General features: G+C 53.4%; 22 protein-coding genes. 19 read left to right on the plus strand and 3 right to left on the minus strand.

The features are described from left to right. Nucleotides 1-92 precede the first annotated feature (92 nt). The 14 genes from CJP72_RS01055 to focA all read left to right on the plus strand — a co-directional run bounded on the left by CJP72_RS01055 (nt 93) and on the right by focA (nt 15,234). Nucleotides 93-665 (plus strand): glycine cleavage system transcriptional repressor, encoded by a 573-nt coding sequence (locus CJP72_RS01055; protein ID WP_202882566.1) that lies wholly within the window; start codon nt 93-95, stop codon nt 663-665. Next, a complete protein-coding gene (gene bcp, locus CJP72_RS01060; RefSeq protein ID WP_162379060.1) occupies nt 665-1,135 on the plus strand; it encodes a thioredoxin-dependent thiol peroxidase in 471 nt (156 codons plus the stop codon). Before CJP72_RS01055 ends, bcp begins: the two co-directional genes overlap by 1 nt. 261 nt (nt 1,136-1,396) lie before the next feature. Then, nucleotides 1,397-2,014, plus strand: coding sequence for a 4Fe-4S dicluster domain-containing protein (locus tag CJP72_RS01065; RefSeq protein WP_162379061.1), 618 nt, complete (start codon nt 1,397-1,399; stop codon nt 2,012-2,014). Continuing rightward, a complete protein-coding gene (hyfB, locus tag CJP72_RS01070) occupies nt 2,014-4,035 on the plus strand; it encodes a hydrogenase 4 subunit B (protein WP_162379062.1) in 2,022 nt (673 codons plus the stop codon). The genes CJP72_RS01065 and hyfB overlap by 1 nt, the downstream gene beginning before the upstream one ends. Nucleotides 4,036-4,045: 10 nt before the next feature. Then, the gene (locus CJP72_RS01075; RefSeq protein WP_162379063.1) at nt 4,046-4,993 is read left to right on the plus strand and encodes a respiratory chain complex I subunit 1 family protein; all 948 of its coding nucleotides are present in this window, start codon (nt 4,046-4,048) and stop codon (nt 4,991-4,993) included. 16 nt (nt 4,994-5,009) lie between these two features. Beyond that, complete coding sequence (locus CJP72_RS01080) at nt 5,010-6,449, plus strand: hydrogenase 4 subunit D (RefSeq protein ID WP_162379064.1); 1,440 nt, start codon at nt 5,010-5,012, stop codon at nt 6,447-6,449. Between the two features lie 11 nt (nt 6,450-6,460). Then, entirely contained in the window at nt 6,461-7,111 is a 651-nt protein-coding gene (hyfE, locus tag CJP72_RS01085; RefSeq protein ID WP_162379065.1) for a hydrogenase 4 membrane subunit, read from the plus strand. Between the two features lie 4 nt (nt 7,112-7,115). Continuing rightward, a complete protein-coding gene (gene hyfF / locus CJP72_RS01090) occupies nt 7,116-8,690 on the plus strand; it encodes a hydrogenase 4 subunit F (protein WP_162379066.1) in 1,575 nt (524 codons plus the stop codon). Next, nucleotides 8,687-10,414, plus strand: a complete 1,728-nt coding sequence (locus CJP72_RS01095) for a hydrogenase large subunit (RefSeq protein WP_446714960.1) — start codon at nt 8,687-8,689, stop codon at nt 10,412-10,414. Before hyfF ends, CJP72_RS01095 begins: the two co-directional genes overlap by 4 nt. Before the next feature lie 10 nt (nt 10,415-10,424). Further along, nucleotides 10,425-10,973, plus strand: coding sequence for a hydrogenase 4 subunit H (gene hyfH, locus CJP72_RS01100; protein WP_162379067.1), 549 nt, complete (start codon nt 10,425-10,427; stop codon nt 10,971-10,973). After that, nucleotides 10,970-11,737, plus strand: coding sequence for an NADH-quinone oxidoreductase subunit B family protein (locus CJP72_RS01105; RefSeq protein ID WP_162379068.1), 768 nt, complete (start codon nt 10,970-10,972; stop codon nt 11,735-11,737). The genes hyfH and CJP72_RS01105 overlap by 4 nt, the downstream gene beginning before the upstream one ends. Further along, nucleotides 11,730-12,143 carry a formate hydrogenlyase maturation HycH family protein gene (locus CJP72_RS01110; protein WP_162379069.1) on the plus strand — a complete coding sequence of 138 codons (414 nt, stop codon included), beginning with the start codon at nt 11,730-11,732 and terminating at the stop codon, nt 12,141-12,143. Before CJP72_RS01105 ends, CJP72_RS01110 begins: the two co-directional genes overlap by 8 nt. Before the next feature lie 109 nt (nt 12,144-12,252). Then, entirely contained in the window at nt 12,253-14,268 is a 2,016-nt protein-coding gene (locus CJP72_RS01115; protein WP_162379070.1) for a sigma-54-dependent Fis family transcriptional regulator, read from the plus strand. 117 nt (nt 14,269-14,385) lie between these two features. Continuing rightward, on the plus strand, nt 14,386-15,234 hold the full coding sequence (focA, locus tag CJP72_RS01120; protein ID WP_162379071.1) for a formate transporter FocA: 849 nt from the start codon (nt 14,386-14,388) through the stop codon (nt 15,232-15,234). A 61-nt stretch (nt 15,235-15,295) separates the two neighbouring features. Here focA and CJP72_RS01125 read toward each other — a convergent pair whose 3' ends face one another. Beyond that, nucleotides 15,296-16,360: an AI-2E family transporter gene (locus tag CJP72_RS01125; protein ID WP_162379072.1), complete on the minus strand. Its 1,065-nt coding sequence runs from the start codon at nt 16,358-16,360 to the stop codon at nt 15,296-15,298. A gap of 224 nt (nt 16,361-16,584) precedes the next feature. Here CJP72_RS01125 and bepA point away from each other — a divergent pair, with 224 nt between their 5' ends. Together bepA and arsC are read left to right on the plus strand one after the other, a co-directional pair. Next, complete coding sequence (gene bepA / locus CJP72_RS01130) at nt 16,585-18,048, plus strand: beta-barrel assembly-enhancing protease (RefSeq protein WP_162379073.1); 1,464 nt, start codon at nt 16,585-16,587, stop codon at nt 18,046-18,048. A gap of 11 nt (nt 18,049-18,059) precedes the next feature. Continuing rightward, nucleotides 18,060-18,419 carry an arsenate reductase (glutaredoxin) gene (gene arsC / locus CJP72_RS01135; protein ID WP_162379074.1) on the plus strand — a complete coding sequence of 120 codons (360 nt, stop codon included), beginning with the start codon at nt 18,060-18,062 and terminating at the stop codon, nt 18,417-18,419. Here the strand turns inward: arsC and CJP72_RS01140 are convergent. Continuing rightward, nucleotides 18,416-19,261, minus strand: coding sequence for a helix-turn-helix domain-containing protein (locus CJP72_RS01140; protein WP_162379075.1), 846 nt, complete (start codon nt 19,259-19,261; stop codon nt 18,416-18,418). The genes arsC and CJP72_RS01140 overlap by 4 nt on opposite strands. A 155-nt stretch (nt 19,262-19,416) precedes the next feature. On the opposite strand from CJP72_RS01140, the gene celB reads away from it, so the two are divergent. Genes celB through CJP72_RS01155 form a run of 3 tightly spaced genes read left to right on the plus strand, consistent with a single transcriptional unit; the run spans nt 19,417 to nt 23,126 of the window. Further along, nucleotides 19,417-20,736: a PTS cellobiose transporter subunit IIC gene (gene celB / locus CJP72_RS01145; RefSeq protein ID WP_162379076.1), complete on the plus strand. Its 1,320-nt coding sequence runs from the start codon at nt 19,417-19,419 to the stop codon at nt 20,734-20,736. 3 nt (nt 20,737-20,739) lie between these two features. After that, nucleotides 20,740-21,696: a N(4)-(beta-N-acetylglucosaminyl)-L-asparaginase gene (locus tag CJP72_RS01150; protein ID WP_162379077.1), complete on the plus strand. Its 957-nt coding sequence runs from the start codon at nt 20,740-20,742 to the stop codon at nt 21,694-21,696. Beyond that, nucleotides 21,696-23,126 carry a leucyl aminopeptidase family protein gene (locus CJP72_RS01155; RefSeq protein ID WP_162379078.1) on the plus strand — a complete coding sequence of 477 codons (1,431 nt, stop codon included), beginning with the start codon at nt 21,696-21,698 and terminating at the stop codon, nt 23,124-23,126. The genes CJP72_RS01150 and CJP72_RS01155 overlap by 1 nt, the downstream gene beginning before the upstream one ends. Nucleotides 23,127-23,169: 43 nt before the next feature. Here the strand turns inward: CJP72_RS01155 and CJP72_RS01160 are convergent, their stop codons facing one another. Continuing rightward, complete coding sequence (locus CJP72_RS01160; protein ID WP_193568552.1) at nt 23,170-23,871, minus strand: DnaA inactivator Hda; 702 nt, start codon at nt 23,869-23,871, stop codon at nt 23,170-23,172. Nucleotides 23,872-23,900: the final 29 nt, after the last annotated feature.

Below are 23,900 nucleotides of genomic sequence, written 5' to 3' on the forward strand. Positions count from 1 at the left end.
AAAGCAAGTGACCAGAGCGGTTCTGATTGTTGTATGCAGGTTTTTTTTATGCTTTCCTTATGATTACCTCACCTCTCAAAGGAAGAACAGGATTGACATCGTCATCGCAACATTATCTGGTCATCACTGCGCTGGGTGCTGATCGCCCGGGAATTGTGAACACTATCACCCGCCATGTCAGCAGTTGTGGCTGCAATATTGAAGACAGTCGACTGGCGATGCTGGGGGATGAGTTTACGTTTATCATGTTGTTATCGGGTTCCTGGAACGCCATCACCCTGATTGAATCGACCTTGCCGTTGAAAGGCGCAGAGCTGGATTTATTGATTGTGATGAAGCGTACGACCGCCCGTCCTCGCCCGGCAATGCCTGCCACGGTATGGGTGCAGGTCGACGTACCAGACTCTCCGCATTTGATTGAGCGTTTTACCGCCCTGTTCGACAACCACCAAATGAATATCGCCGAACTGGTTTCACGCACTCAACCTGCTGAAAACGAAAAAGCGGCACAACTTTTTATTCAAATTACCGCACATAGCCCGGCATCGCAGGTTTCGGTAAATATTGAACAAGCGTTTAAAGCACTATGTACAGAACTCAATGCGCAAGGCAGTATAAACGTTGTCAATTATTCACAACATGATGAACAGGATGGAGTTAAGTAATGAACCCACTGAAAGCCGGTGATACCGCACCGAAATTTAGCTTGCCGGATCAAGACGGAGAACAAGTAAATTTAACCGACTTCCAGGGACAGCGAGTTTTGGTTTATTTCTACCCCAAAGCCATGACGCCCGGCTGTACCGTTCAAGCCTGTGGCTTACGCGATAACATGGATGAGTTAAAAAAAGCAGGTGTTGAAGTGCTGGGGATCAGCACCGATAAACCTGAGAAGCTCTCCCGATTTGCTGAGAAAGAAGTCCTTAACTTCACGCTGTTGTCAGATGAAGATCATAAGGTTTGCGAACAATTTGGCATCTGGGGTGAAAAATCCTTTATGGGCAAAACTTACGATGGTATCCATCGCATCAGTTTCCTGGTCGATCCCGACGGGAAAATTGAACATGTGTTCGATGACTTTAAAACCAGCAATCACCACGATGTGGTGCTGAACTGGTTAAAAGAAAACGCGTAACTCCTCTTCCCGGCGCTGGCGGCAATTGTGTCGCCAGCGCCGTTTTTCTCCGCGAAACCTCCTCTAATGTGACTAATATCACAGTGTTATTTTCACTTCCGACACTAATGCCGACACACAAAATAGCGAACGGTATTGACCATCACTTTTGTTCTACACTCACAACAAAAACAACATAACTAATTGATTTAATTATAAATTTAAAAATGGCATCCTTTGTGCATAACAAGCGTAACGTTTTGTTTTGTCTCAAGGAGCCACATGAACCGCTTTGTGATAGCCGATCCTCAGTGGTGTATTGGATGCAATACCTGTCTTGCTGCCTGTTCGGATGTACATAAAAAGCAAGGCTTGCAGCAACATCCACGACTTGCTCTGGTGCGAACCCCCACACAAACTGCGCCTGTGCTTTGTCGTCACTGCGAAGACGCCCCCTGCAAACAGGTGTGTCCTGTCAATGCGATCACGCGCCATGATGACGCCATTCAGCTCAATGAAAGCCTTTGCATTGGCTGTAAACTTTGCGGCCTTGTCTGCCCGTTTGGCGCTATTGTCCCTTCCGGCAGTCGTCCTGTTGACGCTCCCACGCAGTTTGCCCATCAGGCACAAGGACAACTTAATGACGTGCCGGAAAGCGCTCCGGCGCTCAGCCCCTTCTTACGTTGGGATGCGGGGATACAAGCCATCGCCGTTAAGTGCGACCTCTGCTATTTCCTCCCCGAAGGTCCAGCGTGCGTCTCTACCTGCGTCACTCAGGCGTTGCATCTGGTCACCGATGATGTCCTGCACCAGCAAACCAGACTAAAACAGCGACTGGCTGTCGACGCGATGCCGGACCTCGCGCTGGATCCTCTTTCATTGTCTCAGGAGCAACGTTGATGGATGCCCTGCAATTATTGATCTGGTCGCTGGCGCTCTATGTCGCTGGCGGCGTGATGTCATTGTTATTCTCAGGTCGCGATCGGGTAGCGATTAATATCGCCGGTTTATCGGGCGTTTTAGGGGGACTTACCGGGATCAGCAGTGCGATAGCGCAGTTGAAAACCGGAGCAACGCTCACCTGGGCGATTCAGACCCCCTTCTCATTTGCCGCGCTGACGGTTCGAATGGACAGTCTGTCCGCCTTTATGGTGCTGGTGATTTCACTGCTGGTCACCGTCTGTGCGCTCTACTCTTTGGCCTACATGCGCGAATACGTCGGCAAAGGCGCAGCCGCGATGGGGTTCTTTATGAACCTCTTTATCGCCTCGATGGTCGGTTTACTGGTGATGGACAACGCCTTCTGGTTTATTGTGCTGTTCGAAATCATGTCGCTGGCCTCATGGTTCCTGGTAATTGCTGAACAGGATGAAGAGTCCGTCAGCGCTGGCATGCTCTATTTCTTCATAGCCCACGCCGGTTCAATTCTGATAATGATCGCCTTCTTCCTGATGTGGCGACAAAGCGGCAGCCTCGACTTCGCCAGTTTCCGGGAATTGTCACTCTCGCCCGGTCTGGCATCTGCCGTCTTCCTGCTGGCATTTTTTGGCTTTGGCGCAAAAGCAGGGATGCTGCCGCTGCACAGTTGGTTACCCCGCGCTCACCCTGCCGCACCGTCACATGCTTCAGCGCTGATGTCGGGTGTGATGGTGAAGATCGGTATTTTCGGCATTCTCAAAGTCGGTATCGATCTCCTTGCGCATAGCGGCATTCCACTGTGGTGGGGCATTGTCGTGTTGGCGTTTGGCGCCGTGTCTTCCGTTCTCGGCGTACTTTATGCCCTGGCGGAGCATGATATTAAGCGCCTGTTGGCCTGGCACACCGTTGAGAACATCGGCATTATTTTGCTCGGGGTTGGCGTCGGCATGATTGGCCTGTCGATACACCAGCCCATCCTGGCGGCGGTCGGCCTGCTGGGCGCCCTCTTTCACCTGCTCAATCACGCGTTGTTCAAAGGTCTGCTGTTTCTTGGCGCCGGGGCCATCATTTGGCGTTTACACACCCGCGATATGGAAAAAATGGGCGCATTGGCAAAACGGATGCCCTGGACTGCAGGTGCGTTTCTGATTGGCTGTCTGGCCATTTCAGCGATGCCGCCGCTGAACGGTTTTATCAGTGAGTGGTACACCTATCAGTCTTTATTCGCTATGACCCGGTTTGACGATGTGGCATTGCGTCTGGCAGGTCCCATCGCCATCGTGATGCTCGCCATTACGGGTGCGCTGGCAGCCATGTGTTTCGTTAAAGTGTACGGAATCAGTTTCTGCGGCGCGCCGCGCAGCGAAAAAGCAGAGCAGGCGCAGGAAGCCCCCTGGCAGATGGTGGCGGCGATGGCAGTGCTCGCCGCGCTATGCGTCTTTACTGGCATCGGCGCAAGCTGGGTCGCGCCGCAAATCATGCAGATTGTGCTCTCGTTTACGGCGGCCAGCACCGCGCCTGTGGCTGAGGGAATTTCGCTGATCCCAGGTGAAATGCATGAAACCTTGATGACCCCATCAACCGTTTTCCTGCTGCTGCTCGCTCTGCCTCTTCTACCTGGTCTGTACTGGTGGGTCAATCGTTCCCGACGCGGCGCGTTTCGCCGCGCCGGGGATGCCTGGGCCTGCGGTTACGGCTGGGAAAGCGCGATGGCGCCTTCAGCAGGCAGCTTCACTCAGCCGCTGCGGGTGATGTTCTCCACGCTCTACCGGTTACGCAAACAGCTCGATCCGTCACCACCGCTTGCCAGTGGTTTACTTCACGCCACGACCGTTGCGCGGAACACGGAACCCTTCTGGGATGAGTACATCATCGCCCCCATCGTCCGTCTGACACAGCGCCTGGCGCACAAAATACAGTATCTGCAAAGCGGCGACTTCCGCCTGTATTGCCTGTATGTCGTGGCGGCGCTGGTTGTTTTGTTACTGATTATCGCCGTCTGAGGAAACGACCATGACACCCACACTCTTCGACGGATATCTGGCTGGTTTTGCGCTGTTGCAGGCCGTCATTTTATTGGCACTGACGCCGTTGTTCACCGGAATATCCCGGCAGATCCGCGCCCGAATGCACTCACGTACCGGGCCGGGAATCTGGCAGGACTACCGCGACATTAACAAACTGTTAAAACGTCAGGAAGTCGCACCCTCATCATCAGGTCTGATGTTTCGCGTCATGCCATGGGTATTGCTCAGCAGCATGTTGGTGGTGGCAATGGCATTGCCATTATTTATCCGCACGTCCCCCCTTGCGGGCGGCGGCGATTTGATAACCCTGATCTATCTCTTTGCTTTATTTCGCTTCTTTTTTGCCCTTTCCGGGCTGGATACCGGAAGTCCGTTCTCGGGGAGCGGGGCCAGCCGGGAAATGACGATGGGTATCCTGGTGGAACCCATTCTGATCCTCTCTCTGCTCGTCATCGCGCTGATGGCCGGTTCCACGCATATCGCCGTCATTAGCAACGTACTGGCGGCCGGTTGGGCATCGCCAGTCGCCACACTGCTGGCACTGCTCGCCTGCGGTTTCGCCTGCTTCATTGAAATGGGAAAAATTCCTTTTGATGTTGCAGAAGCCGAGCAGGAACTTCAAGAAGGGCCGTTGACGGAGTATTCCGGTGCCGGACTGGCGTTAGTGAAGTGGGGGCTTGGGTTGAAACAGGTGGTGATGGCCGCGTTGTTCATCTCGCTGTTCCTGCCGTTTGGCAACGCAACAACCCTGACTTTCAGCAGCTTACTGATATCGCTGGTCGTGACGTTGGGCAAAGTTCTGCTGCTCTTCGTGCTGGCCTCTTTCGTCGAAAATACTCTGGCGCGCGGCAGATTCCTGCTGACGCACCACGTTACCTGGCTCGGTTTTAGTCTCGCCGCGCTGTCGTATGTTTTCTGGTTAACCGGTCTGTAAGGAGCATCGACATACCATGGAATCTCTTGCTCTGACGACGCTACTGCTACCGTTTATCGGCGCGCTGGTCGTTTCGCTTGCCCCACAGCGCCAGGCCGCGACATTGGGGACGTTGTTTGCCGGGCTGGCGACGCTCAGTATGCTGGCGCTGGAAGTCATCTTTTACCAGACCGGGAAAGCGACCGTTGTTTTGCCGCTGGCCAGCGTCAACGACGTCGCGCTCTTTGGGCTGGTAATCGATCGCGTCAGTACGTTAATCCTGTTTGTGGTTGTTTTTCTCGGCCTGCTGGTTTCACTTTTTTCCAACGGCTATTTGACTGAAAAAAACCGCGAACACCCGCACAACGGTAGCAATCGTTATTACGCCTTTCTGCTGATTTTTATCGGCGCCATGTCCGGACTGGTTCTCTCTTCCACCATTCTGGGACAACTGCTGTTTTTTGAAATCACCGGCGGCTGTTCCTGGGCGCTGATCAGCTACTACCAGACAGCAAAATCACAGCGTTCTGCGTTAAAGGCACTGTTGATCACTCACATCGCTTCGCTGGGGTTGTATCTCGCCGCCGCAACGCTGTTTTTACAGACCGGCACCTTTGCGCTCAGCGCGTTGAGTGAAGTGCAAGGTGACGCCCGTTATCTGGTCTACGGCGGCATTCTGTTCGCCGCATGGGGGAAATCGGCGCAGTTGCCGCTCCAGGCCTGGTTACCGGATGCGATGGAAGCGCCAACGCCGGTCAGTGCCTATTTGCATGCGGCCTCGATGGTCAAAGTGGGGGTCTACATTTTTGCCCGCGCGATCCTCGACGGCGGTCAGATCCCTCCCGCCATTGGCTGGACAGGGGTGGTGATGGCGCTGGTAACGCTTGTCTACGGTTTCATGATGTATCTGCCGCAACACGATATGAAGCGCCTGCTGGCCTGGTCAACCATTACCCAACTGGCCTATATCTTTCTCGCGCTGTCACTGGCCACCTTCGGTTCTCATCTCGCTTTCGAGGGCGGTATTGCTTACATCGTCAACCACGCGTTTGCCAAAAGCTTGTTCTTCCTGGTTGCGGGTTCTCTGAGCTATAGCTGCGGAACACGTCTGCTGCCGCGCCTGCGCGGCATATTGCGCACATTACCGCTGGTAGGAATTGGTTTCTGCGTGGCGGCGCTGGCTATCACCGGTGTACCGCCATTTAACGGTTTCTTCAGCAAGTACCCGCTTTTCGCCGCTGGATTCATGCTCTCCAGTCAGTACTGGCTGTTGATACCGATCCTGGTTCTGGTGCTGATTGAGTCGGTCGCCAGCTTCGGTTGGTTTATTTATTGGTTTGGTCGCGTCGTGCCGGGCAAACCGAGTGACGACGTTGCGCAGGCAGTGCCGCTGCCATTCTCAATGCGTCTGGTTTTGATAGTACTGATTGTGATGTCGCTAGTGTCCAGCGTCATCGCCGCAACCTGGCTTCAATAAGGAGGTGAAGGATGACGGGAACAACGCTCGTAAACAATCTGGCGGGACTAATGATGCTGACGTCACTTCTGGTGATCTGCGTCAAAGGCTATCGCCTCTCATGTATTTTTTATGCCGTCCAGTCACTGGTTCTGGTGTCCATCTTCGTGACGCTCTCACAGGTGTTTGCGGCAGAACAATTGATGATGTGGTCGGTCAGTGCCTTCGTCACCAAAGTGGTGATGGTGCCACTGATCATGAGTTTTGCCGTACGCAAAATCGCCCCGGTCTGCACTGAGAAGCCCTTGTTTGGCCCGGCAACCATGGCGTTACTCGCTGCGCTCATTGTGCTGCTCTGCGCTTTCGTCGTACAGCCGGTGAAATTACCGATGGCGACAGACCTTAAGCCTGCGCTGGCGGTGGCGCTGGGACATTTCCTCCTCGGTCTGCTGTGCATTATCAGCCAACGCAATATTTTGCGGCAGATTTTCGGTTACTGCCTGATGGAGAACGGTTCCCATCTGGTGCTGGCGCTGATCGCCTGGCGCGCGCCGGAGCTGGTCGAAATAGGCATTGCGACCGATGCCATTTTCGCCGTTATCGTGATGGTGCTGCTGGCCAGAAAGATTTGGCGAACCCATGGCACGCTGGACGTGAACAACCTGACTGCGTTGAAGGGATAATGAAATGAGTCATTCTGTCATGTTCACCTTACTGTTGCTGACGCCACTGCTGATCTCATTACTCTGTTTCGCCTGTCGCATGACAGGCGGGTCAGCACGCAACGCGGTCACCCTGATCCACACCGTGGGGATCACATTGCTGCTGATTCTGACGCTATGGACGGTAAAAGAAGGGCTGAGCGAAGGCGAAATCTTCGCCGGGCATCGCTGGCTGCATATTGATAGCCTGAGTGGGCTGTTTTTAGCCATTCTGGGCGTCATTGGTTTTCTCACCGGCCTCTATTCCATCGGTTATATGAATCATGAGGTGAAACATGGGGAAATTACCGAGCTCACGCTCTGCAACTATTACGGTTTCTTCCATTTATTTTTGTTCACCATGCTGTTGGTCGTAACCAGCAATAACCTGATCGTGATGTGGACGGCGATTGAAGCCACCACCCTCAGTTCCGCATTTTTAGTGGGTATCTACGGTCAGCGATCCTCGCTGGAAGCGGCCTGGAAGTACATCATCATCTGTACCGTTGGCGTCGCTTTCGGTCTGTTTGGCACCGTTCTGGTTTATGCCAACGCCGCGAGCATCATGTCCGATCCTAATCTGGCGATTTTCTGGACCGAGGTGTTGAAACAGGCGACGCTGCTTGATCCGACGCTGATGCTGCTGGCATTTGTGTTTGTGCTGATTGGATTCGGTACCAAAACCGGTCTGTTCCCGATGCACGCCTGGTTGCCGGATGCGCATAGCGAGGCGCCAAGCCCGGTGAGCGCCCTGCTTTCTGCGGTTCTGCTCAACTGCGCGCTGCTGGTGCTGATCCGTTATTACATCATTATCTGCAACGCCATCGGCAGTGATTTCCCCAATACGCTTCTGTTGATCTTCGGTCTGTTGTCCGTCGGGGTTGCTGCGTTCTTTATTCTCGTGCAGCAGGACATGAAACGTCTGTTGGCCTATTCCAGCGTGGAAAACATGGGACTGGTCGCCGTCGCGCTGGGTATCGGCGGACCGCTGGGTATTCTGGCGGCGTTGCTGCATACGTTAAACCACAGCCTGGCGAAAACCCTGCTGTTCTGCGGTTCCGGCAACGTGCTGCTGAAGTACGGCACGCGCAATATTGATGTGGTTTGCGGCATGCTAAAAATCATGCCGTTTACCGCTGTCTTGTTTGCGGGCGGTGCGTTGGCGCTTGCGGGCATGCCTCCGTTCAATATTTTCCTCAGTGAATTTATGACTGTCACGGCGGGTCTTGCCCGCGATCATATCGTGCTCACCATTGTGCTCTTACTGCTGCTAACAGTGGTGCTGGCAGGTCTGATCCGCATGGTAGCCCGCGTTCTGTTTGCTCGCCCGCCAGAAGCGGTGAGTCGCGGTGAACTGGGTTGGTTGACGACACTACCCATGGTGGTTTTGCTGGTCATGATGCTGGTCATGGGTACTCACATACCGCAACCGGTAAGCCGAATTCTGGAGAATGCCTCCGCGATCGTGCTTTCAGGCTCCTCTGAACGCCCTGGTCAGCTGAACAGCTGGCGTGATTTTGTTAACCCCACTACTGCATCGGTACCGGAGAGTCAAAAGTGAATTATTCAGACAGCGTTAATCACCAGTCAATCTGCGGCGAAGCCTGTCTGGCCGCAGTAAGAAATCAGTTTCCTGGCGCGGTGCTGGACGAAGAGAGACAAACGCCGACGCAGGTGACGATTACGGTAAAAACAAATCTGCTGCCCGACATCGTCCATTATCTTTACTACCAGCATGAAGGCTGGCTACCGGTGCTGTTTGGTAACGACGAGCGAAGCCTGAACGGACACTACGCGGTTTATTATGCGCTCTCCATTGAAGGCGCGGAAAAATGCTGGATCGTGGTGAAGGCGTTGGTCGATGCCAACAGCCGTGAATTCCCTTCGGTCACGCCACGCGTCCCTGCTGCGGTCTGGGGTGAGCGGGAAATTCGCGATATGTACGGTCTGATTCCGGTCGGTTTGCCTGATCAGCGTCGGCTGGTTCTGCCCGACGACTGGCCTGACGATATGCATCCGCTGCGCAAAGATGCCATGGATTATCGTCTGCGCCCGGAACCGACAACAGACAGCGAAACCTATCCGTTTATTAACGACGGCAGCGATGACGCGCGCGTGATCCCCATCGGCCCGCTGCATATTACCTCCGACGAACCCGGGCATTTTCGCCTTTTTGTCGATGGTGAGCGAATCGTCGATGCCGATTATCGCCTGTTTTACGTGCATCGCGGCATGGAAAAACTGGCAGAAACGCGGATGGGCTACAACGAAGTGACATTTTTGTCGGACAGGGTCTGCGGCATTTGCGGATTTGCCCACAGTGTGGCCTACGCCACGTCCGTCGAAAATGCGCTCGGGATCCAGGTCCCGCAGCGCGCACATACCATCCGTTCGATATTGCTGGAAGTCGAACGCCTGCACAGCCATCTGCTTAATCTGGGCCTTTCCTGCCACTTTGTCGGTTTCGATACCGGCTTTATGCAGTTTTTCCGCGTGCGCGAAAAATCGATGACGATGGCGGAACTGCTGACGGGCTCGCGTAAAACCTATGGTCTTAACCTGATCGGCGGCGTTCGCCGCGATATTCTCAAAGAGCAACGTCTGCAAACATTGAAGCTGGTTCGGGAAATGCGCGCAGAAGTTTCGGATCTCGTCGAAATGCTGCTCGCGACCCCCAATATGGAACAACGCACCCAGGGTGTCGGTATCCTTGATCGACAAATTGCCCGCGACTTTAGTCCAGTAGGTCCGTTGATTCGCGGTAGCGGTTTTGCCCGCGACCTGCGGTTTGATCACCCCTATTCTGACTATGCCAACATCCCGAAAACACTGTTTAGCTTCCCGGGAGGCGATGTGTTTTCCCGCGTCATGGTGCGTGTGAAAGAGACCTTCGACTCGCTGGCGATGATCGAATACGCCCTCGACATGATGCCGAATACGCCGCTGCTCACCGAAGGCTTCACCTATCGCCCACATGCTTTTGCGCTCGGCTTTGTGGAGGCGCCACGCGGCGAAGACGTGCACTGGAGCATGCTCGGAGACAACCAAAAGTTGTTCCGTTGGCGCTGCCGCGCTGCCACCTATGCTAACTGGCCGGTTCTGCGCTACATGCTACGTGGCAACACCGTTTCCGATGCGCCGCTGATTATCGGCAGCCTCGATCCTTGTTATTCCTGCACTGACCGCGTGACGCTGATTGATGTGCGTAAGCGCAAGTCGAAAACTGTGCCGTATAAAGAGATCGAGCGCTACAGCATTGACCGCAGCCGTTCACCGCTGAAGTAAGGACAGAAAAATGCTGAAATTACTCAAAACCATCATGCGGGCTGGCGAGCCCACGGTGAAATACCCATTTGCTCCGCTGGAGGTCAGCCCTGGCTTTCGCGGCAAGCCGGAGCTGGATCCACGTCAGTGCATTGCGTGCGCAGCCTGTACATCGGCGTGCCCGGCCAACGCACTGACCATGGAAACCTCCGCGCAGGATAACACCCGCACCTGGCAGCTCTATTTGGGCCGCTGTATTTATTGCGGTCGTTGCGAAGAGGTGTGCCCAACCCGGGCGATACGTCTGTCGGAAAACTTCGAGCTGGCGGTGACCAGTAAAGCGGACCTGTTCACCCGCGCTACGTTCCGCCTGCAACACTGCACGCAGTGTCAGCGACCGTTTGCGCCAGAAAAGTCGATCGAGATGGCCGTTGCGCTATTGGTGCAACAGCAGAATGCGCCGCAAAACCTGGAATTGCTGCGTCAGCAGGCAAGCATATGTCCGGAGTGTAAACAACGCGCCGCGCTGTTTCATGGCGGTTGCGAAAATATATCTTTTGCCATTAAGGAGAAGCAATGACTTCGTTGACGGCAACGCATCGCCACCACGTCAGTCAGCCCATTACGCTGGACGACCAGGCGCAACAAATGAAGCAGTTCCTCCTGAAGGATATTCGCCGCTCAGCGTATGTTTATCGCGTTGACTGTGGCGGGTGCAACGGCTGCGAAATTGAGATCTTTTCTGCGATCACCCCGCTGTTCGACGCTGAAAGATTTGGTATTAAGGTGGTGGCCTCCCCCCGACATGCCGATATTTTGTTATTTACCGGTGCCGTTACCCGGGCAATGCGCATGCCTGCCCTGCGCGCGTATCATTCAGCACCAGACCATAAGATCTGTGTCTCTTATGGCGCCTGTGGCGTCGGCGGTGGGATTTTCCACGATCTGTACTGCGTGTGGGGAGGCAGTGACACGATTGTGCCTATCGACGTGTGGATACCGGGGTGTCCGCCCACCCCCGCCGCTACAATCCATGGTTTTGCCGTGGCGCTGGGATTACTGCAGCAGAAAATTCATGGCGTGGATTATGTCGATGCCGCAGCCGAGCCGTCTCAACCGCTGTGGCCGCAGATTCCACCCACCCAGCGTATCGCCCTGGAAAGGGAGGCGCGCCGCCTGGCGGGTTATCGTCAGGGACGGGAGATCTGCGATCAGCTTTTACGGGTGCTCACTCAGGATCCTTCCGGTCAACAAGTGGCAACGTGGTTACAAGAGGCGGACGATCCGCGCCTGAATGACATCGTTCACCAGTTATTACAGACTCTCAGGGGGCTGCATGGCTAATCAGCACGGCGAAATTATCTTCTGGACGCTGCGAAAGAAGTTTCTCGACAGTACTGTCGCCATGCCAGAAAAAAGTCGCCAGGTCATGTATTACTCCCTGGCGATTGGCCATCACGTTGGCGTAATCGACTGCCTGAACGTGGCATTAACCTGCCCGCTGGCAGACTACAACGCGTGGATAGCACAAGTGGAAGACAAAGAGGCGCATCGCAAAATGTCGGGCGTACTCCGTTTCGACGAGATTGTTATCGATGCCAGTCACGTTAACATGCTCAGCCGCGCCTTTTCCCCCCTCGCTGATGACGCCCCGGAGCCGTGGCGTAGTCTGAGTATCCAATTGATTCATCTGCTGGATGATATTGTTCGTGAGCCCGCCATTTATCTCATGGCGCGGAAAATCTCGTGAGACGGATAACATTACGAAGTGAAGGGATAAGGTAAAGTGTCGTGTTGCTCTGTTCGCTACCAAAACGCAGTCGCTACACAATCTGTCTCTTCAGTAAAAAGGACCGTTGATGACAAAGTTTGACGAGGCAATTTTTGCCCCGCCTGTAGGTAAGTTGTTGGATGATGCAGTCAGGACGCTTATGCACTCTCTGACTCGGCAGAATGATAAGGCCTCTATATTGCACGCCTTCGTTCCGCTCCCCCCACCCTTCAGCCCAATACAACTCATTGAACTCCACTTCCCGGAAAGCAGCTTCTATTATCGCTGCTTTGACGATGGAACCGACGAGATAGTCAAAGAGCCTTACCTGAGCGACGTCAGCGATTCTTCGCTACATGCCACGCTGCTTGGCGATACTCTGATGGCGGAATTGCGCTTCATCCGCACGGATAAAGGAACGTTTACCCATCAGGACACCAGCTTATTCAACTGGTTAGTCCGCGTTATGACGCCTGTGCTGGAGTCTATACTTACCCAGTCGGGTCAGCAGGAATCCCTTCATACCATCACGAAAGAACGCGATCATCATCGTGTACTGGTCGATATTACTAACTCGGTGCTCTCCCATTTAAATCTGGAAGAATTGATCGATGATGTCGCCAGAGAAATTAACCACTTCTTCGGTATCACCTTCGTCAGCATGGTACTGCGAGATACGCGACGAGCAGACAAGTTCTGCGCATGGAGCACCGATTTCTCTCAGGAAGAGCAGCCGGAACGCCTGCAGTTTATCCTGCAAGAGCAGAGCATCATGCTGATGCAAACGCTGCGCGACAAGCGTGCCTGTTTGCTGCATCTGGAGGACGATCCCGTTTTGTGGGAGCACGACCCACTGTTACTGGATCTGAAAAACAGCCGTATCGAAACCGCTTTCTTTCTGCCACTGACCTTTGGCAATCATACGCCGGGGGCTTTGCTTCTCGCTCACCCCTCGCGCTCGCTGTTCAGCGAGGAGAATTGCGAGCTCCTACAACATATAGCTGACCGCATTGCAATCGCCGTTGATAATGCCGATGCCTGGCGCAGCATGACTGACCTGAAAGAGAGCCTGAAACAGGAAAACTTTCAGCTGAGTGAGCAACTGTTCGCCAGTCAGGACACCGGCAATATTATCTATCAAAGCCAGGCAATGGATGACCTGCTTTCGCAGATCAACATTGTGGCGCAGAGCGACAGTACTGTGTTGATCTGTGGTGAAACGGGAACAGGGAAAGAGGTTATTGCCCGTGCGATCCATCAATTAAGTCTGCGTCAGGATAAACCGCTGGTAAAGATTAACTGCGCCGCGATCCCCGCCAGCCTGCTGGAAAGCGAACTGTTCGGACACGACAAAGGGGCCTTTACCGGCGCGATTAGCACTCATCGCGGCCGGTTTGAAATCGCCGACGGCGGAACGTTATTTCTCGATGAAATCGGCGATCTTCCCCTTGAGTTACAGCCCAAGCTGCTGCGCGTATTGCAGGAAAGAGAGATCGAACGCCTGGGCGGAAACAAAACAATACCGGTCAACGTGCGAATGATTGCCGCTACCAACCGCGATCTCTGGCAAATGGTCGAAGACCGGCAATTCCGCAGCGATCTGTTCTATCGGCTGAACGTTTTTCCTCTTGAGATACCGCCGCTGCGCGAACGGCCGGAAGATATTCCGCTACTGGCGAAACACTTTACGCAAAAAATGGCGAAGCGGATGAACCGGAACATTGACGTGATCCCGACGGAAGCGCTACGTCAACTGATGACATGGGACTGGCCGGGGAACGTGCGTGAACTGGAAAACGTGATCGAACGTGCGGTATTGCTCACCCGGGGCAATAGCCTGAATTTGCATCTGAATACTCGCCAGACCCGACTGCTGCCCCCTCTGGGAAGCGAGTCCCCCGTTTCCGGGCCGATGTCGCAAATGCTTAACCCCGCCACACCGGAAAATGATGAAGAGGAGCGCCAGCGTATTATTCAGGTTCTACGGGAAACCAACGGTATTGTCGCCGGACCTCGTGGTGCCGCAACACGACTGGGTATGAAACGTACAACGTTATTATCGCGTATGCAACGACTGGGTATTACAGCCCGTGAGGTCTTGTAGCGCCGCAACTCTGTGAAGGGATTCACATTTCATTCTCGTAAGAGGCTTCCACTCTGGTACGCACTGTGCATGGAGATATGCAGTCTTCAATATCTCAGCGCTATTCAGGAGCATCTTATGAAGGAAAGTTTTTCGTTAGATTTGAGAATGCCTGCAGAAATGGCAAAAGTCGCCGAGCAGGCTGGCGTATATAAGGTGACAAAGAAAAAAGAATTGGCATTTTTTCTGGCTATTACCGCCGGTGTGTTCATTTCCATTGCCTTTGTCTTTTATATTACCGTCACTACTGGCGCAGGTCCGGCGACAGCATTAACAAAACTGGTTGGCGGTCTCTGTTTCTCTCTCGGTCTTATTTTTGTCGTCGTTTGTGGTGCTGATTTGTTTACGTCGACAGTAATGACGGTCATGGCCAAAGCCAGCGGACTCATAACCTGGCGACAATTGTTCGTGAACTGGTTCATCGTCTATTGCGGTAATCTGGTCGGCGCGCTCTTTTTTGTGTGCCTGATTTGGTTTTCCGGACAAGTGATGAACAGCAACGGTTTGTGGGGATTAAACGTTCTGCAAACTGCCGATCATAAAATGCACCACACCTTTATTGAAGCGGTTTGCCTGGGCACACTGTGTAATTTAATGGTCTGCCTTGCAGTATGGATAAGTTATTCCGGTCATTCACTCACCGATAAAATTGCCGCAATGTTATTGCCGATCAGCATGTTTGTCGCCAGCGGTTTTGAACACAGCATTGCCAATATGTTTCTTATTCCCTTAGCGATTATAATTCGCAATTTTGCACCGGACTCGTTCTGGAGTCTTACACAAACCACGGCAGATAATTTCCCGGCACTAACGATGAGCAATTTCATTACTGATAATCTCATCCCCGTGACTATCGGCAATATTATCGGTGGTGGTTTGCTGGTCAGCGTGACGTACTGGATCATTTATTTGCGTAAAACAAAATAATAATTCAGAAAAAGAGAGCCCGGTGCGCAAAGTATCACCGGGCTCTTTTATGAACTGAAGATTACTCTTCGAGAGTGGTCTGTCCGTCTGGCCAGGCGTGGACCACCGCTTTGATTAACGTTGCCAGCGGGATGGCAAAGAAGACCCCCCAGAATCCCCACAAACCGCCAAAAATGACTACCGACAAAATTATCACTAAGGGGTGTAGGTTAACGGCTTCAGAGAACAGTACTGGCACCAGCAGATTTCCATCCAGCGCCTGGATAATCAGGTACACGCCAAAACAGCTCCAGAACTCCGTCCCTAAACCAAACTGGAACAATGCCACCCCGACGACCGGAATCGTCACCACAAATGCGCCGATATAGGGGATTAGCACCGAGAATCCGACCAGCACTGCCAGCAACAATGAGTAGTTCAGGCCAAACAGCAAAAAGCCGAGCCATGTCGCGACGCCAACAACCACCATTTCCAGCACTTTGCCACGAATATAGTTGGTAATCTGCTGGTTCATCTCTTTCCAGACCTGGCCTGCCAGGCCCCGATTTCGCGGTAGAACCCGACGCATAGCATTCAGCATCTGATCTTTATCTTTAATCAGGAAGAAAACCATCAGCGGCACCAGCACCAGATAGACTGCCAGCGTCAACAGTCCCACCAGTGACGCCAGCGAATATTTCACCACCGAATCCCCCATTGAGAGCATTCGGGTACGTAAATTTTCCGCCATGGCATCAATGATCCCGGCATCCATCAGCGCCGGATAACGACGCGGCAATGTCGCTGCAAAATCGGAGAGCTTATTTAGCATGCCCGGCATGTCGCGGATTAAATAGATCCCCTGCTGCCATGCCACAGGCATGACCACAAATGCCATCAATAGCAATATGCCGCCAAAGACCACCAGGACAATAGAGGCCGCCCATCGTCGGGAACACCCAATAGCTTCCAGACGCACTGTCGGCCATTCGAGCAGATAAGCCAGAACCAGAGCTACCAACAAGGGCGCTAGCAGCCCACTAAAAAAGAACAGGATGCTAAAACCAGCCACCAGAATAACCAGCAAAGCAATCGCCTCCGGGTCGCTAAAGCGACGGCGATACCATTGCATCAACATTTCGAGCATAAAAACCCTTCCCTGAACTCAATAGCGGGATTGCGATCTCGAATTGTATCGAAATGTCTCAGAAAAGACTTCGCTTTTTATGGCTGATTCAGGAAACTGAAAAGCGTCCTGGTTCGGGTGTTCATTGTCGGGTTTCGCAGTTACACTCCCAATGTCACCGACGCGGGAACGATATTTCGCAGTATCGGTCAAATGGCTATCTTAAAGAATACAGGACAGAGGTCATGTTCAGGCAGTTTAAAAAAAACCTGGTTGCTACCCTCATCGCTGCGCTGACCTTCGGTCAGATGGTGCCCGCGTTTGCAGATCCCACGGACACATTACCCGATATGGGGACCTCGGCAGCCAGCACGCTTTCCATTGGTCAGGAAATGCAAATGGGCGATTATTATGTTCGCCAGTTGCGTGGTAGCGCACCGCTAATTAACGACCCGCTACTGGTACAGTACATCAATACTCTCGGGATGCGCCTGGTCTCCCATGCCGATTCGGTGAAAACCCCCTTCCATTTCTTTTTGATTAATAACGACGAAATTAACGCCTTTGCCTTCTTCGGCGGCAACGTCGTGCTGCATTCCGCGCTTTTTCGCTATTCCGACAACGAAAGCCAACTGGCTTCCGTGATGGCGCACGAAATCTCCCACGTGACTCAGCGTCACCTGGCGCGTGCGATGGAAGATCAACAGCGTAGCGCCCCGTTAACCTGGGTTGGCGCGTTAGGTTCAATATTACTGGCGATGGCCAGCCCGCAAGCGGGCATGGCGGCGCTCACCGGTACTCTGGCAGGTACGCGCCAGGGGATGATCAGCTTCACGCAACAAAACGAACAGGAAGCCGATCGTATCGGTATTCAGGTTCTGCAACGTTCGGGATTCGATCCTCAGGCGATGCCCACGTTCCTGGAAAAACTGCTCGATCAGGCGCGTTACTCCACCCGACCACCTGAAATTTTGCTCACCCACCCCTTGCCGGAAAGCCGTCTCGCGGACGCCCGTAACCGTGCGAACCAAATGCGGCCAGCCGTGGTGCAATCTTCAGAAGACTTTTATCTGGCAAAAGCGCGTACGCTTGGGATGTACAATTCAGGGCGCAACCAGTTAACCAGCGACCTGTTGGATGAATGGAGCAAAGGCAACGTTCGCCAGCAACGCGCTGCGCAATACGGCAAAGCGTTACAGGCGATGGTCGCCGATAAATATGACGAGGCGCGTAAAACACTGCAGCCATTGCTGACGGCGGAGCCGAACAATGCGTGGTATCTTGACCTGGCGACCGATATCGATCTGGGTCAGAAGAAAACCAGCGACGCCATTAATCGGCTGAAAAACGCCCGCGATCTGCGCGTTAACCCTGTCCTGCAGCTCAACCTGGCCAATGCCTTGTTGCAGGGAGGACAAGCGAAAGAAGCCGCAACCATACTCAATCGCTATACCTTCAATAATAAAGATGACAGCAACGGCTGGGACGTGCTGGCGCAAGCGGAAGCGGCAATAAATAACCGCGATCAAGAACTGGCTGCGCGTGCTGAAGTTTATGCGCTGACGGGACGTCTGGATCAGGCGATTTCTCTACTCAGCAGCGCAAGCTCTCAGGTCAAACTGGGAAGTCAGCAGCAGGCGCGTTACGATGCCCGCATCGACCAGTTGCGCCAGTTGCAGCAGCGCTTCAAGCCGTACGAAAAGATGTAAAAGGAGAACTCATGTCTGACACGGTAAAAATCTACCATAATCCTCGCTGCTCAAAGAGTCGTGAGACGCTAAGCCTGCTGAAATCAAACGGCGTGGAGCCGGACGTGGTGCTCTATCTGGAAAGCCCTGCGGATGCCGCCACCCTGCGTGAACTGTTACGGATGTTGGGAATGTCCAGCGCACGTGAGCTTATGCGCCAGAAAGAAGATCTTTATGCTTCTCTCAACCTGGCAGACAGCCAGTTGAGCGAGGCGGCCCTGATTCAGGCGATGGTAGAGAACCCGAAACTGATGGAGCGCCCGATTGTGGTTGCCAACGGACAGGCGCGGATCGGTCGCCCACCAGAACAGGTACTGGACATCGTCCGCTAATCCTTATGCCGCAGCGCTTCAAGAAACGCCTGCGGCGTCTTATCGCCCAATTTTTTTTGCGTCCGACCTGCGTTATAAAATTCGCATATCTGAATCAGTAACTGACTGGCCGATTCGGTTTGCAATCGTGGAATAATTGTCGTTAAAGGAACAACCACCTGCGCCCTGCCCGGTGAGCCTGGATTGATTTTATGGTGTATTCCACGCAGCTTTAGCGCGTTTCTCACGCTGACGCTGTCAGCCTCAAAAAGAAAAGTCTCAATAGATTGTATTTCAGCAGGACATTCACTCAGTAATTCTTCCAGCCAGTTCACCACACGCAGTGGTGAGAGTCCGGCATACAGTCGGGCAAAACACCACCCGCTTATCGGTTCACGCGCCCACAACAAATGATGCTCCCCGCCATCATCCATATGCAGTGACAGCAGAAGGTGATGCACCTCCAGTTGCTGTGGTAACAGCCCCGCTTTTAACGCCTTTTTCCCCATTAGCGGCGCATCCCGATGTTTAGGAACAACCGGTTTTAAATAACGGTTCAGCGTCGCACGGGAGACCGGTATCCCCAAAACGTCATTCACCAGCAACAACAGTTCATCCAGTGGCGCGCCCGACACATCGCGCAATGCATTAACCAAAGAAACCTGCTCTTGTCTCATTGCTTTGTGTATCACACCTGGCGTTGTTTTTTTGTCTAAAACCTCTTCACGATAACGCCAGCGCCTCACGGTAGTCACAGAAATACCAAGTTCAGCAGCGAGTTCTCTGTCACTTTTATCAGAGTTCTGGAGATAACGGCGAATTCGTGGTGTGGTCGTGGCGTTAGCGTGTAATTTGATTTCCATCGTAAGGATTTCCGCATATTCGTAACTAATCATATGAGATTTATAATAACGCAGCGATTACATTGTGACCTGATTCACCTTTCAGCCGCATTGCTTCACTGATAATCCGCAGACATATCACACATCACGTCACCTGATCTTGTACGGAGTTCACAATGAACAATGTTCTGGGATTTCTTGAAGCGAAACTGATGCCCATCGCAGCGAAAACGGCGCAGCAGCGTCATTTAGGTGCAATTCGCGGCGCATACGTTTCGTTCATGCCCTTTATTATCGTCGGTTCTATCCTGCTGGTGATCTCATCGTTTCCCAATGAGGGCTATCAGCACTTCATGTCCAGTACCTTTGGCGAAAACTGGGGCAACATCGTTGAGATCCCGTTTAATGCCGTTTTCTCGACTATGTCGCTGTTTATCTGCTTTCTGGTCGGCTTTCGACTGGCAGAATATTATGATGATGACCGCCTCTCCTGCGGAATTCTGTCGCTGGTCAGTTTTCTTATCCTGACTCCATTTATGAAAGTCGCTGAAAACGGCGGTATTACGGTGATGCCGGTTGAGTGGATCGGCAGCAAAGGGCTGTTCGTGGCGATGATTGGCTCACTGCTCTGGACAGAGTTGTTCTGCTGGCTGAAGCGTAAAAAGCTGGTGATCAAAATGCCCGATGGCGTGCCGCCAGCCGTGCAGGAGTCCTTCGCCGCGCTGATTCCGGCGTTGCTGGTAATGATTCTGGTGCTCGCTATTCGTATTCTCTTCCAGAACACCCATTACCAGACAATTCATCAGTTTATTTACGAAGTCGTCGCCACCCCGGTACGCCACTTTGGCACCTCTTACATTGGCGCGCTGCTGACGGTATTTAGCATCACCATTTTGTGGTCAGTGGGGATTAACTCCGGTTCGATGGTCAACGGTATCATTCGTCCATCATGGATGGAAAACCAGACCGATAACATCGCAGCGATTCAGGCGGGCATCACCCCGCCGCACATTATCACCGAACAGTTTTTTGACATGATCTGGATGGGCGGCGCAGGCGCGACGCTGTCGCTGGTTATCGCCATGTTGATTTTCGCCCGTAGCAAAAACATGCGGGAAGTGGCCCGGCTGGGCGCGGGCGCATCACTGTTCAATATCAATGAACCGATTCTGTTTGGCCTGCCGGTTATCATGAACCCGATTATGTTGATTCCATTCAATCTGGTACCACTGGTGCTGGTGACTATCCAGTACGCGGCCATGAAAATCGGCATGGTGGCAGTGACGACCGGGGTGTTTATCCCCTGGACGCTGCCGCCGGTCATCAGCGGCTTTATCGTTACCGGGCATATCAGCGGTAGCATCATGCAAATTATCAATCTGCTGATTGGTGCCATGCTGTATTTGCCTTTCCTGCGCATTCTGGACAAGCAATACCGCGCCGCAGAAATCGTCTCTATTACGCAAACCGATGCCACGTTGGCTAAACAGGAGTAAACGATGTGGGGAATTATCGCCACCTGGCGGATGGCGCTTGAAGGCGTCACGGAGTCTGCGTCTGCGCTGGCCGCGGGGAAACGTGCGGCCTCTGCTGTCGTCGACGCCGTTGCCGCCGTTGAAGACTTCCCGTTTTATAAATCCGTCGGCTACGGGGGTTTGCCCACCGAAAATGGCGATGTCGAACTGGACGCTGCCTTTATGGATGGCGACACACTGGCGTTTGGCGCAGTGGGTAATCTGATCGATATCGCCAACCCGGTGCGGGTGGCTCACGCATTAAGCCGTCAGCGCTATAACAATTTGCTGGTGGGTCAGGGCGCTCGCGAGTGGGCGTTGAATCAGGGATTCGCGAGCAAAAAAATGCTTACTGACCGCGCGATGCAACATTATCGAAAGCGCTGTCGCGAAACGCTGGACAAAGGTCTGAGTCCCTATGACGGTCACGATACCGTCGGCATTATCGGGCTTGATAAGCACGGCTCAATGAGCGTCGCGACCTCCACCAGCGGCCTGTTTATGAAAAAACGCGGACGTATTGGAGACTCGCCCATCATGGGTTCCGGTTTCTATTGCGACAGCGAAACAGGTGCGGCGACCGCGACTGGCGTCGGCGAAGATCTGATGAAAGGTTGCACCAGTTATGAAATTGTACGCCGCATGGCGCAGGGGATGACGCCGCAACAAGCCGCCGATTCCGTGGTGTTCGAACTCGAAGACAAACTGATGTCGCGCTTTGGCCGCGTGGGCGATCTGTCTGTTGTCTGTATGAACAACCACGGTGAGTTTGGCGCCGCCACCAATATCAAAACCTTTTCATTTACGGTGGCCTCCGCCCACCATCCGCTTACAGTTTATCGCGCCGAGCGCCAACGCGAAAAGACGCATTATCTGCCTGTCGACGAAGAATGGATGCAGACCTACGCAGCGCGAATTCGTGCCCCGATAGAGGAAGAATAATGATTACCTATCAGTTAATTCACTCACTCACCGAGACGCAACCGGAAAGTCATCTTATTGCACGCGCATCCTGCTCGCTGCTACCCGATACCCCGCTGATTAACGAGATGCGCCAGCAGGATAAAACGGCTGATACCTGTTTCGGTTGCGCGCCGTTCGCGCGTATTACGCTACTCCCCGAAGCGTTTTGGCACGATCCGCTGACCGAAAGTTTGCTGAGCGCGTTACGCCCGTTACTGGCTGCACCAGTCAGTTCCCGTGTGGTCATTGATGCTACAGACATCAATGACACCGTCCTGATGCAGTTATTGCGTTTTTTGTTCAATCAGGCGCACCGACTCAGCGATTTACAGCTCAAAAAGGCAGAAAGTGCGGCACTGCGAATTTGTCACATAGACGCGCTCTGTCTGCCCGCGCAGCAAAAAAGGGTAGAGAGGCTATTTCGTCAACAACAGGCGATTGCCAATGGCATGCTTGCAGCGCGCCGACTGGCTGATATTCCGTCAGACCGCTGCACGCCGCAGTTTGTGGTTGAAGAAGCACAAAAGCTGTGTTCTGCGTTCCCAGCCCTTCACTGCGAAATACTTGATGAAAAACAGATTGTTGAGCAACATTTGGGCTTGCTGTATGCGGTAGGAAAAGGCGCAAGCTGCCCGCCTCGTTTGCTTGCCATTCACTACAATGGCATCGCCGAAGGCCCGGTACGCTGCTATGTGGGCAAAGGCATTACGTTTGATACCGGCGGCCTGTGGCTGAAAGACGGCGCGGGTATGTACACCATGAAGTACGACATGTGCGGCGCAGCCAATGTGCTGGGATTGCTGCTGACCATTGCGGAGTTAAATTTACCGGTTCGCATCATGGGCGTGCTGGCGCTGGCTGAAAACGCCATCGGCCCAGATGCCATGCAGCCGGGTAGCGTGGCGCGCGCCTGTAACGGTCTGACGGTGGAAATCAATAATACGGATGCAGAAGGAAGACTGGTCCTGGCAGACGCGATTGCCTGGGCCAGCCAGCGACATCCCGACGCGCATTATATTATTGATATGGCGACCTTAACCGGCGCGGTAGTCAAGGCGCTGGGCTATGAACTGAACGGACTCATGACTCAGGATGAGCCCTTACGTCAGGCGCTAAACCTAGCCGGAAAACAGTGCGGGGACGAAGTCTGGTCGCTACCGCTTGATGCGCGGTTGAAAAAACAGACCGAAAGCGCCATAGCCGATCTGTGCAATACGCCCGGCAATAACGCAGCGATCAGCGCTTCCGCCGCCTGGTTGCTACATCACTTTTGCCCGCCAACAATTCCGTGGGCGCATCTGGATATTAGCGGTACGGCACTATGGCGGGAAAATGGGAAGAGCGTTGCGTCAGGCAGACCGATTCCCCTGCTGGTAGAACATCTTCTGGAAGATATGCGTCGGGCGTGAGTCTATGATTCGCCGGGTAAGGCGGAGTCGCCGCCCGGCAAGATTACAACTTGAGGATCTCTTTTACGAACGGGATCGTGAGCTTACGCTGCGCGGTAATGGAGGCATGATCGAGCTGATCCAGCGTATCAAAGAGTGTGCGCATTTCTCTGTCCAGTCGTTTTAACAGGAAACGCCCCACATCTTCCGGCAGTTCAAATCCCCGCAATCTCGCCCGCAGTTGTAGAGCCTGCAGTTTATCTTCATCTGAGAGAGGCTGAAGTTTATAGATTTGCCCCCAGTCCAGACGAGAGGCCAGGTCTGGCAGACCGAGATTTAACTGACGCGGAGGGCGATCGCCGGTTATCAACAAACGGGTTTTCCCCGACTCCAGGATACGGTTGTAGAGATCGAAGATCGCCATCTCCCACAGCTCATCCCCCGCAACGCATTCAATATTATCAATACACACCAGCGACAAATGTTCCATTCCGTCGAGAACTTCGGGCACAAACCAGGTGCGTTTATCCAGCGGGACGTAACCGACCGCATCACCACGTTGCGACAACTCAGCGCACGCAGCATGCAGCAGATGGCTTCTGCCCGCACCTTCGCGCGACCAGAGATAAATATATCCGCTATGTTCCTGACGTAGCACGTTTTGCAGCGCGGCCAGTAAAGAGGCGTTATCCCCCGGCCAGAAACTTGCAAACGTTTCATCGTCAGGAAGATAAAGTGGCAGAGAGAGCTGTGCCGGTGTGTTCAGAGATACCTCAACCCAGGATTTCACAAAAT

Origin of the sequence: Citrobacter sp. NCU1 (genome assembly GCF_010231475.1) — a bacterium.
In the GTDB taxonomy this organism is placed as follows: domain Bacteria; phylum Pseudomonadota; class Gammaproteobacteria; order Enterobacterales; family Enterobacteriaceae; genus Citrobacter_D.